13 protein-coding genes and 1 pseudogene are annotated in these 13,841 nt (G+C 74.9%); 7 read left to right on the plus strand and 7 right to left on the minus strand.

The features are described from left to right. Positions 1-357, plus strand: a pseudogene (locus MRBLMG1_RS03830) (serine/threonine protein kinase); the annotation flags it as partial. 37 nt (positions 358-394) lie between these two features. Here the strand turns inward: MRBLMG1_RS03830 and MRBLMG1_RS03835 are convergent. Next, positions 395-1,429, minus strand: coding sequence for a LacI family DNA-binding transcriptional regulator (locus MRBLMG1_RS03835; RefSeq protein ID WP_367820709.1), 1,035 nt, complete (start codon positions 1,427-1,429; stop codon positions 395-397). 126 nt (positions 1,430-1,555) lie between these two features. Between MRBLMG1_RS03835 and MRBLMG1_RS03840 the strand changes: the two genes are divergently transcribed. Beyond that, positions 1,556-2,542: an ROK family protein gene (locus tag MRBLMG1_RS03840; protein ID WP_367820711.1), complete on the plus strand. Its 987-nt coding sequence runs from the start codon at positions 1,556-1,558 to the stop codon at positions 2,540-2,542. A 208-nt stretch (positions 2,543-2,750) separates the two neighbouring features. Here MRBLMG1_RS03840 and MRBLMG1_RS03845 read toward each other — a convergent pair whose 3' ends face one another. Then, a complete protein-coding gene (locus tag MRBLMG1_RS03845) occupies positions 2,751-2,930 on the minus strand; it encodes a hypothetical protein (protein ID WP_367820713.1) in 180 nt (59 codons plus the stop codon). A 139-nt stretch (positions 2,931-3,069) separates the two neighbouring features. Between MRBLMG1_RS03845 and MRBLMG1_RS03850 the strand changes: the two genes are divergently transcribed. Next, entirely contained in the window at positions 3,070-4,104 is a 1,035-nt protein-coding gene (locus MRBLMG1_RS03850) for an NUDIX hydrolase (protein WP_367820715.1), read from the plus strand. Between the two features lie 3 nt (positions 4,105-4,107). Here MRBLMG1_RS03850 and MRBLMG1_RS03855 read toward each other — a convergent pair whose 3' ends face one another. Both MRBLMG1_RS03855 and MRBLMG1_RS03860 read right to left on the minus strand, forming a co-directional pair. Further along, positions 4,108-4,812, minus strand: coding sequence for an MBL fold metallo-hydrolase (locus MRBLMG1_RS03855; RefSeq protein ID WP_367820716.1), 705 nt, complete (start codon positions 4,810-4,812; stop codon positions 4,108-4,110). 85 nt (positions 4,813-4,897) lie between these two features. Next, on the minus strand, positions 4,898-6,262 hold the full coding sequence (locus MRBLMG1_RS03860) for a dipeptidase (RefSeq protein ID WP_367820718.1): 1,365 nt from the start codon (positions 6,260-6,262) through the stop codon (positions 4,898-4,900). A 118-nt stretch (positions 6,263-6,380) separates the two neighbouring features. Between MRBLMG1_RS03860 and MRBLMG1_RS03865 the strand changes: the two genes are divergently transcribed. Then, positions 6,381-7,922 (plus strand): geranylgeranyl reductase family protein, encoded by a 1,542-nt coding sequence (locus tag MRBLMG1_RS03865; protein WP_367820720.1) that lies wholly within the window; start codon positions 6,381-6,383, stop codon positions 7,920-7,922. 53 nt (positions 7,923-7,975) lie between these two features. On the opposite strand, the gene MRBLMG1_RS03870 is transcribed toward MRBLMG1_RS03865, so the two are convergent. Further along, a complete protein-coding gene (locus MRBLMG1_RS03870; RefSeq protein ID WP_367820722.1) occupies positions 7,976-8,482 on the minus strand; it encodes a nitroreductase family deazaflavin-dependent oxidoreductase in 507 nt (168 codons plus the stop codon). A gap of 130 nt (positions 8,483-8,612) precedes the next feature. Here MRBLMG1_RS03870 and MRBLMG1_RS03875 point away from each other — a divergent pair, with 130 nt between their 5' ends. The 3 genes from MRBLMG1_RS03875 to MRBLMG1_RS03885 all read left to right on the plus strand — a co-directional run bounded on the left by MRBLMG1_RS03875 (position 8,613) and on the right by MRBLMG1_RS03885 (position 11,582). Beyond that, complete coding sequence (locus MRBLMG1_RS03875) at positions 8,613-9,308, plus strand: TetR/AcrR family transcriptional regulator (RefSeq protein WP_367820724.1); 696 nt, start codon at positions 8,613-8,615, stop codon at positions 9,306-9,308. Positions 9,309-9,621: 313 nt separating this feature from the next. Then, on the plus strand, positions 9,622-10,830 hold the full coding sequence (locus MRBLMG1_RS03880) for a sensor histidine kinase (RefSeq protein WP_367820726.1): 1,209 nt from the start codon (positions 9,622-9,624) through the stop codon (positions 10,828-10,830). Positions 10,831-10,919: 89 nt separating this feature from the next. Further along, the gene (locus MRBLMG1_RS03885) at positions 10,920-11,582 is read left to right on the plus strand and encodes a response regulator (RefSeq protein ID WP_367821018.1); all 663 of its coding nucleotides are present in this window, start codon (positions 10,920-10,922) and stop codon (positions 11,580-11,582) included. Positions 11,583-11,653: 71 nt separating this feature from the next. On the opposite strand, the gene MRBLMG1_RS03890 is transcribed toward MRBLMG1_RS03885, so the two are convergent. Continuing rightward, positions 11,654-12,418 carry a maleylpyruvate isomerase family mycothiol-dependent enzyme gene (locus MRBLMG1_RS03890; protein WP_367821020.1) on the minus strand — a complete coding sequence of 255 codons (765 nt, stop codon included), beginning with the start codon at positions 12,416-12,418 and terminating at the stop codon, positions 11,654-11,656. A gap of 97 nt (positions 12,419-12,515) precedes the next feature. Beyond that, entirely contained in the window at positions 12,516-13,748 is a 1,233-nt protein-coding gene (locus MRBLMG1_RS03895; RefSeq protein ID WP_367820727.1) for an MFS transporter, read from the minus strand. Between the last annotated feature and the right edge of the window lie 93 nt (positions 13,749-13,841).

Here is a 13,841-nt window from a genome sequence, read left to right on the forward strand (position 1 = left end):
GGCGACACGAACGCGGCCGGGGGCCCGGGCGGCGGCGCCACGGCCGCGCCCACCACCGAGGCCCCGCCGCCCGCCGCCACGGGCTGCGTCGCCTCCGGCTCCTCCGCCACCTGCCAGGTCGTCCGCAGCGCCACGACCACCCGCTACGACGGCGGCGAGATGGGGACCGTCGGCGCGGGCCCGCACACCTTCTTCTGCCAGGTCGACCTCGACCGCACCGAGTCGTACGGCGGCCGCACCAGCCGCTGGTTCGCCCGCACCGACGACGACAGCGGCAACACCAACGTCTACCTCAGCGTCCTCCACCTCTCGGGAGGCTCGGGCGGCGGTGCCGTGGCGGGCCTGCGCGTCTGCTGAGGAGCGTGGTGCTCCGGCCGTCCGGGACGGGGGTGTCTCAGGCGGCCGGCGGCGGGATCTCGCCCGAGCCGCGGGCCAGGAGGGTGGTGCCGAGGATGACGCGTTCCGGCGCCCCGTCGGCGCCGTCGAGGCGGCGGAAGAGCCGTTCCGCCGCCGTGCGGCCGAGGGCGGCGGGGTCCTGGGCGACGACCGTCACGCCGAGCAGGTCGGCCAGTTCGATGTCGTCGAAGCCGACGAGGGCGACCGGACGCGGGAGCGCCGCGAGGGCGCGGACCACCGTGACGGTCACCCGGTTGTTGCCGGCGAACAGCGCCGTCACCGGCTCCGGGGCGGCCAGCAGCTCCCGCACCGCCGCGCTCACCCGCCGGGGGTCGGTGGAACCGAGCGAGACCCACTCCTCCCGGACCGGCAGGCCCGCGTCGTCCATCGCCGCCCGGTAGCCGCGCAGTCGTTCGGCCGAGGTGTGGATGCGGGGCCGGTCGCCGATGAAGCCGATCCGGCGGTGGCCGTGGGCGACGAGGTGGGCCACCCCGTCGCGCGCCCCGCCGAAACTGTCGGAGAGGACGGCGTCGGCGTCGATGAGGCCGGCCGGACGGTCGACGAAGACCGTCGCCACGCCCGCCCTGATCTCCGGCTCCAGGTACCGGTGGTCGTCGCCGGCGGGGATGACGATGAGCCCGTCGACCCGGCGCGCGCACAGCGCGAGCGCCAACTCCTGCTCGCGTTCCGGGTCCTCGGCGCTCGACCCGTTGATGAGGAGGGCCCCGTGCGCCCGCGCGACCTCCTCGACCGCCCGGCTGAGCGGTCCGTAGAACGGATCGGCGAGGTCTTCGAGGACCAGCCCGACGGTCGCGGTCCGGCCCTTGCGCAGCACCCGCGCGCTGTCGTTGCGGCGGAAGCCGAGTATCTCGATCGCCTCCCGCACCCGGCGCTCGGTGTCGGGGGTGACCCCCGGTTCGCCGTTGACGACCCGGGACACCGTCTTGAGACCGACCCCCGCACGGGCGGCGACGTCTTTCATCGTGGGCCGGTTGCCGTAGCGGGTCTCGGGGCGGCGGGCGCTGTCGGCCACGGTGTGCGGTTCCTCCGTCGTGTCGGGTCTCGTGTCGAGCATAGGCCCTGGACAACGTTGTCACGCCAAGGGAGACTGGCGGGAACGACTCCCCGTTCCCGGCCGCCGACTGGAGAATCCGCCTTCATGCACACCGACCTCGCCGAGGGCCTCGTCGTCGCGCTCGACATCGGGGGCACCAAGATCGCCGGGGCCCTGGTCGACGGCGCCGGTCGCGTCGTGCTCCGGTCCCAGCGGCCCACGCCCGCGCGTGAGGACGGCGAGACGGTGATGCGCGCGGTCGCGGACGTGCTCGCCGGCCTCGCCTCCTCGCCGCTGTGGGAATCCGCCCTGGCCGTCGGCATCGGGAGCGCGGGCCCGGTCGACGCCGCACGGGGGACCGTGAGCCCGGTGAACGTGCCGGGCTGGCGCGACTACCCGCTCGTCGAGCGGGTCCGCGGCATCACCGGCGGACGGCCCGTCACCCTCGTCGGCGACGGCGTCGCCATGACGGCGGCCGAGCACTGGGTCGGGGCGGCCCGCGGCCACGACAACGCCCTCTGCCTCGTGGTCTCCACGGGCGTCGGCGGCGGCCTGGTCCTCGGTGGGCGGGTCCACCCGGGCCCCAGCGGGAACGCCGGCCACATCGGCCACGTCTCCGTGGACCTGGACGGCGACCCCTGTGCCTGCGGCGCGCGGGGCTGCGTCGAACGCATCGCCAGCGGCCCCCACCTCGCCCGTCGCGCCCTGGAGAACGGCTGGCGCCCCGGACCCGACGGCGACGTCTCCGCCGCCGCGGTGGCCGCCGCCGCCCACGCCGGGGACCCGATCGCCGTGGCCTCCTTCGCCCGCGCGGCCCAGGCGCTCGCGGCGGGCATCGCGGCCACCGCGGCCCTCGTCGAGATCGACATCGCGGTCGTCGGCGGCGGGGTCGCGGGCGCCGGCGAGGTCCTCTTCGCCCCGCTCCGCCGCAGCCTCGGCGACTACGCCACGCTCTCCTTCGTCCGCAACCTCACCGTCGTCCCCGCCCTCACCGGCACCGACGCGGGCCTCCTCGGCGCCGCGGCGGCCGCCACGCGCGCGCGTGGCGGCGGAGCGTGGGCGGCGACGCCCGCCACCGGCGGCGGTTCCTGAGACCCGGCCGTCGACGGGACGCGGCAGCCGCGAGGGCCTTCGCTCACTCCCGTAGGGCCCTGCCGTCACTCCGGTACGGGCCTTGCCGTCACCCTGGCTACGGGCTCGACCGTCACTCCCGTACGGGCCCCGGCCGTCACTCTGGCTGCGGGCTCGACCGTCACTCCCGTACGGGCCCCGGCCGTCACTCTGGCTGCGGGCTCCACCGTCACTCCCGTACGCGCTCCGGCGTGCGCTGTTCCACGATCACCAGGAACGTGTCGGACTCCAGGTCCATCACGACCCGGGCCGGCACCCCCTCGTCCCGCCGCGCGCCGGCGAACTCCTCCGCCGGCCAGCTGCCCCGCGGACCGCCGGCCGGGAAACGTTCGAGAACCGTACGACTCATCTCCGCACCCCCTCGTGCTCGACGGTGTCAACGACGGTTGCCCGGATGGGTCACGCCCGCGCCCGGACATGTGTTCGTGGTTTCCGTGGCAGGGTGTTGAGGGCAAGCCACAGGGGGCTACCGACGATGAGGGGGAATCGTGATCGTCTGGATCAACGGTACGTTCGGCGCGGGGAAGTCAAGCACCGCGCGCGAGCTGGTCGATCTGATCCCGCACAGCCATGTGTACGACCCCGAGCTGGTCGGCGGGGCGATGAGCCGGCTCCTGCCGGCCAAGCGCCTCGACGAGGTCGAGGACTTCCAGGACCTGCCGATCTGGCGGCGCCTGGTGGTCGACACCGCGGCGGCCCTGCTCGCCGAGGTCGGCGGTGTCCTGGTCGTCCCCATGACGCTGCTCCGGCAGGAGTACCGCGACGAGATCTTCGGCGGGCTGGCCGCCCGCCGCATCGAGGTGCGGCACGTGCTGCTCGCCCCGGAGGAAACGATCCTGCGGCAGCGGATCGACGGCCGCACCGAGCACGGCGACCCCGAGGCCGACGCCCGCGTCCGCGCGTGGTGCCACGCCCACCTCCCGCCGTACCGGGCCGCCCTCGACTGGCTCGCCGCCGACGCGTACACCGTCGACACCTCGGCGCTCACCGCGGCCGAGGCCGCCCGGACCGTCGCCGACGCGGTCCTGGCCGGCCACGCCGCCCCCTGCGGCATCGTCCAGACCCCGGAGCCGACCGGCGAGACCCTCGCGGCCGGAGTCCTGCTCTTCGACGAACAGGACCGCTTCCTGCTCGTCGACCCCACCTACAAGCCCGGCTGGGAGTTCCCCGGCGGCGTCGTCGAGCCCGGCGAACCGCCCGCCCGCGCCGGGATGCGGGAGGTCGCCGAGGAGATCGGCCTCGAACTCGACGCCGTCCCCCGTCTGCTGCTCGTCGACTGGGAGCGCCCCAAGCCCCCGGGCTACGGCGGCCTGCGCCTCCTCTTCGACGGCGGCACCCTCCGCGGCGACGACACCGCGCGACTCCGCCTCCCCGGCGCCGAACTCCGCGACTGGCGCTTCGTCACCGAGGAGGAGGCCGCCGACCTCCTGCCGCCCGTCCGCTACCGCCGCCTCCGCTGGGCCCTCCGCGCCCGCGAACGCGGCACCGTCCTCAACCTGGAGGCGGGCGTCCCGGTGGGGTGAACCTCAGGAGGCGACCGCCGCGGCTGCCGCCGCCGCGAGCCGGTCCGCCGTGTCCGTGGTCACCGGTGCCCCGTGCCCGCAGCACAGGACGGACGGGGAGAGCTTCGCCAGGGCCCGCATCGAGTCCAGGGCGAGGGCGCGGTCGACGTGGAGGACGCCGAACATCACGTCCGGGACGGAGGCCACCGTGTCCCCGGTGAACAACACGCCGTGGCGCGGCAGATGGACGGCGAGGGAGCCGGGGGTGTGGCCCGGGGCGTGCACCACCACCGCGCCGTCACCGAAGCCGAGCTCTTCGCCGTCCTCGACCTCCCGGTCGACCCGGGTCGGCGGCGCCTCCGGCGAGGTCAGGCCGTGCTCGAACAGCGGGCGTTCCCAGTCCAGGAGGTCGGGTTCCGGTACCGGGGCCTCGCCCCGGATCACCGGCGCGTCCAGCGGGTGCGCGAGGATCTCGGCCCCGTGCCGGTCCGCCAGCTCCTGGGCCGAGCCCACGTGGTCCCGGTGGCAGTGGGTCAGCACGATGCGGCGCAGCCGGTCGGGGGCCAGCCCGGCCGACCGTATCGCCGCGGCCGTGCCGTCCGCCGTGCCGGCCCAGCCGGCGTCGATCAGGGTCAGTTCCTCATCGTCCTGCCACAGGTAGGCCTGGCCGATGGAGAAGTCGAGGAGGTGCAGCCGCGGAGTGATACGGGTGAGCTCGATGGATGCCATACGGCGAACCTACGCATCCGCGCGGGTCCGCCGTACGTCTCTACGCTCTCGGCGAGCTTCGCCGAGCGCTGAATCCGAAGGGGCGTCAGCTCTGCTTCGAGCGGGCGTAGTTGACCAGGAAGTGCGCCTCGGCCACCGAGAGGCGCTCCAGCTCCTCCGGCGAGACGGACTCGTTGGGGGCGTGGATCTGCGCCTCCGGCTCGCTCAGGCCGATCAGCAGGATCTCCGACTCCGGGTACAGCGACGCCAGCGTGTTGCACAGCGGGATCGACCCGCCCATGCCCGCCGTCTGCATCTCCTCACCGGGGTACGCGATCCGCATCGCGTCCGCCATCGACGCGTACGCCGGGCTCGACGTGTCCGCCTGGAACGCCTGGCCCTGACCGACCTGCTCCAGCGTCACCCGCGCGTTCCACGGCGTGTGCTTCTCGATGTGGGCGTAGAGCAGCTTCGTCGCCTCGGCCGCGTCCTGGCCCGGCGGCACCCGCAGGCTCAGCTGGGCGCGGGCCGACTTCGGGATCGACGGGGTCGCACCCGCCACCGGGTGGCAGTCGATGCCGACCACGGTGACCGCGGGACGGGCCCAGATGCGGTCGGCGATCGTCCCGGCGCCCGGCAGGTCCACGCCCGACAGGACCTTGGCGTCCTGACGGAAGTCCTCCTCCGGGTACTGCAGCCCCTCCCACACCTGGTCGCCCGGCAGACCTTCGACGACGGTCGAGCCGTCCTCGGCGCGCAGCGAGTCCAGTACGCGGATCAGCGCGGCCAGGGCGTCCGGAGCGGCGCCGCCGAACTGACCGGAGTGCAGGTTGCCCTCCAGGGTGTCGATCTGCACCCGGATCATCGTCATGCCGCGCAGCGTCGCCGTCACGGTCGGCAGGCCCACGCGGAAGTTGCCCGCGTCGCCGATCACGATCGTGTCGGCCGCGAGCAGTTCGGGGTGCTGCTCGGCGTACCGCTCAAGGCCCCCGGTGCCCTGCTCCTCCGAACCCTCCACGATCACCTTGACCGTCACCGGGACGCCGCCGTTGGCCTTCAGGGCGCGCAGCGCGAGCAGGTGCAGGATGAAGCCGCCCTTGCAGTCGGCGGCGCCGCGGCCGTACCAGCGTCCGTCGCGCTCGGTCAGCTCGAACGGCGGGGTGAGCCAGGCGGACTCGTCCAGCTTCGGCTGCACGTCGTAGTGGGCGTAGAGCAGGACGGTCGGCGCGCCGACCGGGCCGGGCAGGATGCCGTACACGGACTGCGAGCCGTCCGGGGTGTCGAGCAGCGCCACGTCCTGGAAGTCCTCGGCGCGCAGGGCGTCCGCGACCCAGTTCGCCGCGGCCTCGCACTCGCTGCGCGGTGCCACGGCCTCGTCCGCCACCGACTCGAAGGCCACCAGAGCGGCCAGCTCGGCCTTGGCCGTGGGCATCAGGGACCGGACGGTCTCGGCGATCGGATTCGTGGACATGGGCACGCTCCTGGTGGGTGCGACGTTACGAGGTGAAGGACGGCGTTCGGCGTAGGTCGTGGTACGGCGAACGCACCGTCGATCCTACGGCTCTGTGGCCCGGCTACCGCGCCGTAGGATGCGTCAGGCAGACCACCGGTCGGATCAGGAGCAGAAACACATCGTGAGCAGCGAGCACGGAGACAACGCCGGTCCGGAGCACGCCGAGCCCGTGGGCGCGGCTCCCGAGGGCACCGGTGCGGAGGCCGACGAGGGCGCGGGCGCCGACGCGGTCGCGGACGGCGGCACCGCCGTGGACGCCGTGCCGGACGAGGGCGTGGTCACGTCACCGGTCACGGCACGCGTCACGGATGAGGGGCCGTCGGACGACACGGAGGACGAGGCCGCGGACGTCTGGGACGTGGTCGTGGTCGGCGCCGGACCGGCCGGCGCGTCCGCGGCATACGCGGCGGCGGTGGCCGGGCGCCGGGTGCTGCTCCTGGAGAAGGCCGAGCTGCCCCGCTACAAGACCTGCGGCGGCGGCATCATCGGCCCTTCCCGCGACTCCCTCCCGCCGGGCTTCGAACTGCCCCTCCAGGACCGGGTGCACGCCGTCACCTTCTCCCTGGACGGGCGCTTCGCCCGCACCCGCCGCTCGCGCCGGATGCTCTTCGGGCTCATCAACCGTCCCGAGTTCGACGCGCAGCTCGTCGAGCACGCGCAGAAGGCCGGCGCCGAGCTGCGGACCGGGGCCACGGTGGTCCGGGTGGAGCAGCACGGCCCGTCCGTGCCGGACCGGCGGACCGCCGCCGTCGTCCTCGGCAGCGGCGAGACCGTCCTCGCGCGCGCGGTCGTCGGCGCCGACGGCAGCGCCAGCCGGATAGGGGCGCACGTCGGGGTGAAGCTCGGCCAGGTCGACCTGGGCCTGGAGGCGGAGATCCCCGTGCCGCCGTCCGTCGCCGAGGACTGGAAGGGCCGCGTCCTCATCGACTGGGGCCCGATGCCGGGCAGTTACGGCTGGGTCTTCCCCAAGGGCGACACGCTGACCGTCGGCGTCATCTCGGCGCGCGGCGAGGGCGCCGCCACCAAGCGGTACATGGAGGACTTCGTCGCGCGGCTCGGCCTCGCGGGCTTCGAGCCCACCGTCTCCTCGGGCCACCTGACCCGCTGCCGCACCGACGACTCGCCGCTCTCCCGCGGCCGGGTCCTCGTCTGCGGCGACGCGGCCGGACTCCTGGAGCCCTGGACACGTGAGGGCATCTCGTACGCGCTCCGCTCGGGCCGCCTCGCGGGCGAGTGGGCGGTACGGGTCGCCGAGGCGAACGACGCGGTCGACGCCCGCCGCCAGGCCCTGAACTACGCCTTCGCCATCAAGGCCGGGCTCGGTGTCGAGATGGCGGTCGGACGCCGGATGCTGGCCGTCTTCGAGCGGCGCCCGGGACTGCTGCACGCGACGCTCACGGGCCTGCGGCCGGCCTGGAACGCCTTCGCCGACATCACCCGCGGCTCGGCCACGCTCGGCGGCATGGTCCGCTCGAACGGTCTGGCCCGGCGGGCCCTGGAAGTCCTCGACCGGCGGATGGACACGTCGTCCGGTGTCGGCCCGGCGGGCCGTGGCGTCACTCCGCGGGAGCGGACGGCGTCCGAGACGGAGGACACGGCGGCTCCCGAGGAGCTGTGATCCCCTAGGGGTGTCCATTCTGGAACGGGACGGACTCCGCCGTCCCGGCCGGTTCACGCGGCCGGGGTGACGGGGCCCGTCGTCGTGATGCGGAAGACGGGGTGCTTGGGCGCGGCGGCGCGCAGCTCCTCGGTGGAGGATTCGGGGCCGACGCCGTCGAAGAAGACGCCGACCTCGGCCTTCCAGCGCTTGAGGTAGGCGCGGAGCAGCACGGGCTTGTCGTCGTCGGCCACCTCGACGGCGGTGAACTCCTGCACGTGCTTGCCGAGGTGCAGCTGCCCGCCGCCCGCGGCCCGCATGTTGTGGGTCCACTGGACGTGGCCGCGGGGCGCCACGAGGTAGCGGTCGCCGTCCACCGTCAGGAGGTTGACGGGGGTGCGGCGCCATTCGCCGCTCTTGCGGCCGCGGACGGCGAGCACGCGGGAGCCCCAGACGCTGATGCCGCGGCGGGTCATCCAGGCGACCGAGCGGTTGAGGACGTGCACCGTGAACCAGCCGGGCTTCATGACGTGAGTGGAGGGGTTGGTGGGGCCGGTGGGCTCGGTGGGCTGAGCGGACATGGGGTCCTCCTCGGGGTTCAAAGTGTGAGCACTGCTCTCGCTTGAGATCAGTGTGCACGGGTTGGTGTGCGGAAGCAAGAGCGGTGCTCTCATTTCGTTGCACTGCTCTGAAAGTGGCACACTGCTCTCCATGACCACCGTTCGAGGAGCCCGCGCCCGCGCCCGCATCGAGATCACCGCCGCCATCAAGGACGAGGCCCGCACCCAGCTCGCCGCCGACGGCGCCGCCAAACTCTCCCTGCGGGCCGTCGCCCGCGAGCTCGGGATGGTGTCGTCCGCCCTGTACCGCTACTTCCCCAGCCGCGACGACCTGCTCACCGCGCTCATCGTCGACGCCTACGACGCCATCGGCACCGCCGCCGAACAGGCCGACGCCGACAGCGCGGGGCAGCGCCCCCTCGCCCGCTGGACCGCGGTCTGCCGGGCCGTCCGCGCCTGGGCCGTCGCCCACCCGCACGAGTACGCCCTGATCTACGGCTCCCCGGTCCCCGGCTACACCGCCCCCCAGGACACCATCGCCCCCGCCGCCCGCGTCGGCCTCGTCCTCATCGAGATCACCCGCCGCGCCCACGCGGGCGAGGGCATCGCCCTCCCCCCGCTCCCGGACGACCTGCGGCCCGAGGCCGAGCGCATCGCCGCCGACATCGCCCCGGACCTCCCCCCGGCCCTGGCCGCCGCGCTCGTCGCCGCCTGGGCGCAGCTCTTCGGCCTCGTCTCCTTCGAGGTCTTCGGCCAGTTCAACCGGGTCGTCGAGGACCGCGACACCTTCTTCGCCACGGCCGCCCGCCGCCTGGGCCAGGACGTGGGCCTGCTGCCGCGCGGCTGAACCCGACGGCGTCCGACGCCCTGCGGGGCTGATGGGGCTGATAGGGCTGACGGGGTGGCTGGGCTGATGGGGCTGACAGGGCTGGCGGCGCTGATGGGTCCCGCGGGGTCGGCAAGACCGGCAGGGCCGTGGCACCGGCAGGGCCGACGGCACCGGCAGGGCCGCGGCACCGGCAGGGCTGACGTGGCCGGCAGGGCTGAAGTGCCCGGCGGAGGAGGGGTGGCCGCGGGACTCGTCTACTCCGGCGGGAGTAGGCGTGACCACCCCGCCGGGCTGACGTCCTCGCGTGCGGCGCGCGGCTAGCGTGGCCGGTATGGACGAGGCGTGGGCGGGTGGGAGCGGCGGCGGAGGGCCCTTCGGGCGGTGGGGCCGGGCGGGCGGCCGCCGGGGGCTGCCCTGGCGGTCGACGCTGCTGATCGCCGTACTGGCCATGGTGGGGACCGGGCTTGCCGCGCGGAACCAGCCCGACCGGGAGGCGCTCGACGCGTTCGGACGGGTGCTGCTGCTGCTCGCGGCGGCGCCGCTGCTGTTCCGTCACCGCAGGCCGGTGCCGGTGGTGTTCGGCGTCGCGGCCGTCACCCTCGGGTACCTCGCGGCGGGGTACCCGTACGGCCCGGCCTTCGTCATGGTGGCCGTCGCCTGCTTCGCCGCCGTGGTCCACGGGCACCGGACCGCCGCCTGGTGGGCACTCGGCCTGCTGTGGGCCGGTCATCTGCTGCTCGCGCACTGGCTCTACCGATGGCTTCCCCCGGCCGGCGACGGGCCCGCGCCCTGGGGTCAGGAGCTGTCCGCGGCCGGCTTCGCCGTCGCCGTGCTCGCCGCGTCCGAGCTGGTACGGGTCCGGCGCGAGCAGTGGGCGCAGCTGCGGGCCGAACGAGCCGCGGCCGAACGGCGGCGCGCCGGAGAGGAGCGGCTCCGGATCGCCCGGGAACTCCACGACGTGCTCGCCCACTCGATCTCCGTGATCAACGTGCAGGCGGGGGTCGGCCTCGCCCTCCTGGACTCTGACCCCGAGCAGGCCCGTACGGCCCTCACCACCATCAAGGCGGCCAGCAAGGAGGCCCTCGGCGAGGTGCGGCAGGTCCTCGACACCCTCCGCACCCCCGGCGACGCGCCCCGTGCCCCCGCCCCCGGTCTCGCCCGGCTCCCCGAGCTCGTCGAGCAGGCCGCCGCCGCGGGCCTGGCCGTCGCCGTGACCACGAGCGGCACGTGGACGGGTCTGCCGCCCGGCGCCGACCTCGCCGCCTTCCGGATCGTGCAGGAGGCGCTCACCAACGTGGTGCGCCACTCCGGTTCCCGTACCGCCCGGGTCGAGATCGCCCGCGGCCCGCGGCGCCTGGACCTGCGCGTCGACGACGACGGCCCCGCCACCGGCACCGAGGCCGGCGGCAGCGGCAACGGCCTCGCCGGCATGCGCGAGCGGGCCGCCGCCCTCGGTGGCACCATCGAGGCGGGCGGCAGGCCCGACGGCGGCTACCGCGTCCACGCCGTACTCCCGCTGCCCCCTGAGGAGACGTCGTGACCGGCGGCGACCCCACGACCGGAGGAGACCTGGTGACCGGAGGAGACCCCGGGGTGGCCGGAGACCTCGGGACGGGTGGAGATCCCGCGATCCGCGTGCTGCTCGCCGACGACCAGTCGCTGGTCAGGGCGGGGTTCCGCGCGCTCCTCGACGCCCAGCCGGACATCGTGGTGGCGGGGGAGGCGGCGGACGGCGAGGAGGCGGTCGAGGGGGTCCGCGCGCTGCGGCCGGACGTCGTGCTCATGGACATCCGGATGCCGCGGCTCGACGGCCTGGAGGCCACCCGGCGCATCACGGGCGATCCCGGGCTCGACGGGGTGCGGGTCGTCATGCTGACCACGTTCGAGCTCGACGAGTACGTCTTCGAGGCGATCCGCGCCGGTGCTTCCGGCTTCCTCGTCAAGGACACCGAGCCGGAGGAACTGCTGCGGGCCGTGCGCGCGGTCGTCCACGGGGACGCGCTGCTCTCCCCGGGCGTGACGCGCCGCCTGATCGAGGAGTTCGCCGCCCGTTCCAAGGCCCCGGCCGCCTCGACCGCGCTGGGCGCGCTGACCGACCGCGAGCGGGAGGTGATGGCCCTGGTGGGGATCGGTCTCTCGAACGAGGAGATCGCCCGCAGGCTGGTCGTCAGCCCTCTCACCGCCAAGACCCACGTCAGCCGCGCGATGGTGAAGCTCGGCGCGCGGGACCGCGCCCAACTCGTCGTTCTCGCCTACGAGTCGGGCCTTGTGCGGCCCGGCTGGCTCGGCTGAGCCGCGTACGCCCCGGGTCCGCCCCTACGGACGGGCCCGGGGCTGATAGGAGAGTGGGCGCGGGGCGGGGTTCAGCCCGCCCAGGTGATCGCCGAACTGTCCCGCCACAGCCGGGCGAGGGCCGCGTCCCCGGTCAGGGTCACGGCGTCGGCGGGGAGGCGGTTCCAGAGGGCCAGGTACAACCGGTGGGCGGCGCCGCTCAGTTCCGTGTCGGCCGGGGCCGCGGTCTCGGCGGTCTCGGTGCTCCGCTCCGTCCGGGGCGGTTCTGTTGCCGACAGCCGTACGGTCCACATGTCGCCGGTGTCCGTGGCGCGGACCCGCAGGGTGCGGGGCTCGGGCGTGTGAACCCGGCTGCGGTCGCGGGCGTGGAAGCCGCGCAGGAGCTCGTCGATGCCGTCGGCGGCGAGGGTCGCGTCCACCGGACCGGGGCCGGTCGCGAGCGCCGATTCGGCGTCGGCGCGGTGGACGGTCGTCTCGTGGGCCTGCCGGCGTGCCCAGAAGGCGAGCGGCGAGGGGGCGGGCAGGAAGGTCCAGCACTCCAGCGTCTCCGGCGCCGCGCGGAGGGCGGCGACGAGCAGGGCGTGGCCCTCGCGGTAGTGGCCGAGCAACTCGTCGCCGTCGAGCGCCGGTTCGCCGCCGTCAGGGTGGTACGTGGTGTGCCCCTCGGCCACGAAGGCAGTGGCCCAGCGGTGCACCATGGTGGTGTGCCGGAGGAGGTCCCGGATCCGCCAGTCCGGGCAGGTCGGCACGGCGGCGTCGGGTCCGGCCTCGGCCGCCGCGTCCGCGAGGGCCAGGCCCGCGGTCTCCAGGGCGTCGATGTGTTCCGTGATCTTCATCGTGTGTGCGGTGCTCGCGTCCATGGGATGGATTCTGGCAGCTCCGAGCGACTCGGCGGGGTGGTGGCGCCGACGGGTCCGACGCCACCCCTCCGGGTCAACTCGCCCGTTCCGCTCCCGCGTTGCGCGCCCAGTAACCCATCGCCGCGGCGCCGGCGGCGAGTACCGCGACCGTGGTGAGCGCCACCGGCAGGGAGAACCAGTCGGCGAGGAAGCCGATGGACGGCGGGCCGAGCAGCATGCCGCCGTAGCCGAGGGTGGAGGCCGTCGCGACGCCGCCGGGGCCGGCGAGGGCGCCCGCGCGGGCCACGGCGACGGGGAAGATGTTGGCGAGGCCGAGGCCGGTGACGGCGAAGCCGAGGAGCGTGGCCCAGACGGTCGGCGCGAGCGCGCCGAGGAGCATTCCGGCGGCGGCCGTCGCCCCGCCGGCCACGAGGGTGCGGGTCTGGCCGAGGCGTTCGAGCAGCGCGGTGCCGGAGAGCCGGCCGGCGGTCATGGTCAGGGCGAAGACGGAGTAGCCGGCGGCCGCCACGCCCGGGTGCGCGTGGAGGTCCTGTTCGAGGTGGAGGGCGCCCCAGTCGGCGAGCGCCCCCTCGCCGTACGCCGTGCAGAGCGCGATCACCCCGAAGACGACGACCGTGCGGCGGGAGGCACGCGCGCGGGTGCCCGCCGAGGCGGGACCGGCGGGCGTCGCGAGGGTCTCGGGGAGCACCGGCGAGGGGTGGCGCAGGAGTACGGGCCCGGCGACCGCGGTGAGGGCCAGGCCGACGACGGTGAGGCCGAGGAGGTGGGTGGTGGGGGAGAGGCTGCCGGCGAGCAGGCCGCCGATGCCGGCGCCGAGCATGCCGCCGAGGCTGAAGGCGGCGTGGAAGCTGGGCATCACGGGGCGGCGCAGCGCGGTCACCAGGTCCACGGCCGCGCTGTTCATGGCGACGTTGATGCCGCCGTACGCGGCGCCGAAGACCAGCAGGACGAGGCCGAGCGCGAGCGGCGACCGGGTGAGCGCCGGCAGGGCGACCGAGAGGGAGAGGAGTACGGCGGTGGCGACGGTGACGGGGTGGGAGCCGTAGCGGCGGCAGAGCCGGCCCGTCAGCGTCATGGTGATCACGGCGCCCGCGGACACGCCGAGCAGGGCGAGGCCGAGGTCGCCGGCCGAGGCGCCGGTCTGCTGCTTGACGGCGGGGATGCGGACCACCCAGCCGGCGAAGAGGAAGCCGTCGAGGGCGAAGAAGAGGGTCAGGGCGGAGCGGAGGCGGGACAGGGAGTCGGTGGCGGTGTCTCCGCCGGGGCCCCCCGATACGGCCGTCCGTACTTTGTTTAGTAGCGGCACAAACTCAGGATAGGGGTCGGCGGCCCGTGGAATCAACTGCGCCGGCGGCGTCCGGGCCGGGGTGCGGTGGGGTACGGGGCCCCGTGGCCGTCC

Origin of the sequence: Streptomyces sp. LMG1-1-1.1, from assembly GCF_040815545.1 — a bacterium.
In the GTDB taxonomy this organism is placed as follows: Bacteria; Actinomycetota; Actinomycetes; order Streptomycetales; family Streptomycetaceae; genus Streptomyces.

What these genes read in the sequence shown, in the direction of transcription:
- MRBLMG1_RS03875 (WP_367820724.1), top strand. Translation starts at nt 8,613, where the DNA reads ATGACCACCGTTCGAGGAGCCCGCGCCCGCGCCCGCATCGAGATCACC.
- MRBLMG1_RS03870 (WP_367820722.1), bottom strand. Translation starts at nt 8,482, where the DNA reads ATGTCCGCTCAGCCCACCGAGCCCACCGGCCCCACCAACCCCTCCACT.
- MRBLMG1_RS03840 (WP_367820711.1), top strand. Translation starts at nt 1,556, where the DNA reads ATGCACACCGACCTCGCCGAGGGCCTCGTCGTCGCGCTCGACATCGGG.
- MRBLMG1_RS03865 (WP_367820720.1), top strand. Translation starts at nt 6,381, where the DNA reads ATGCGTCAGGCAGACCACCGGTCGGATCAGGAGCAGAAACACATCGTG.
- MRBLMG1_RS03855 (WP_367820716.1), bottom strand. Translation starts at nt 4,812, where the DNA reads ATGGCATCCATCGAGCTCACCCGTATCACTCCGCGGCTGCACCTCCTC.
- MRBLMG1_RS03890 (WP_367821020.1), bottom strand. Translation starts at nt 12,418, where the DNA reads ATGAAGATCACGGAACACATCGACGCCCTGGAGACCGCGGGCCTGGCC.
- MRBLMG1_RS03860 (WP_367820718.1), bottom strand. Translation starts at nt 6,262, where the DNA reads ATGTCCACGAATCCGATCGCCGAGACCGTCCGGTCCCTGATGCCCACG.
- MRBLMG1_RS03880 (WP_367820726.1), top strand. Translation starts at nt 9,622, where the DNA reads ATGGACGAGGCGTGGGCGGGTGGGAGCGGCGGCGGAGGGCCCTTCGGG.
- MRBLMG1_RS03845 (WP_367820713.1), bottom strand. Translation starts at nt 2,930, where the DNA reads ATGAGTCGTACGGTTCTCGAACGTTTCCCGGCCGGCGGTCCGCGGGGC.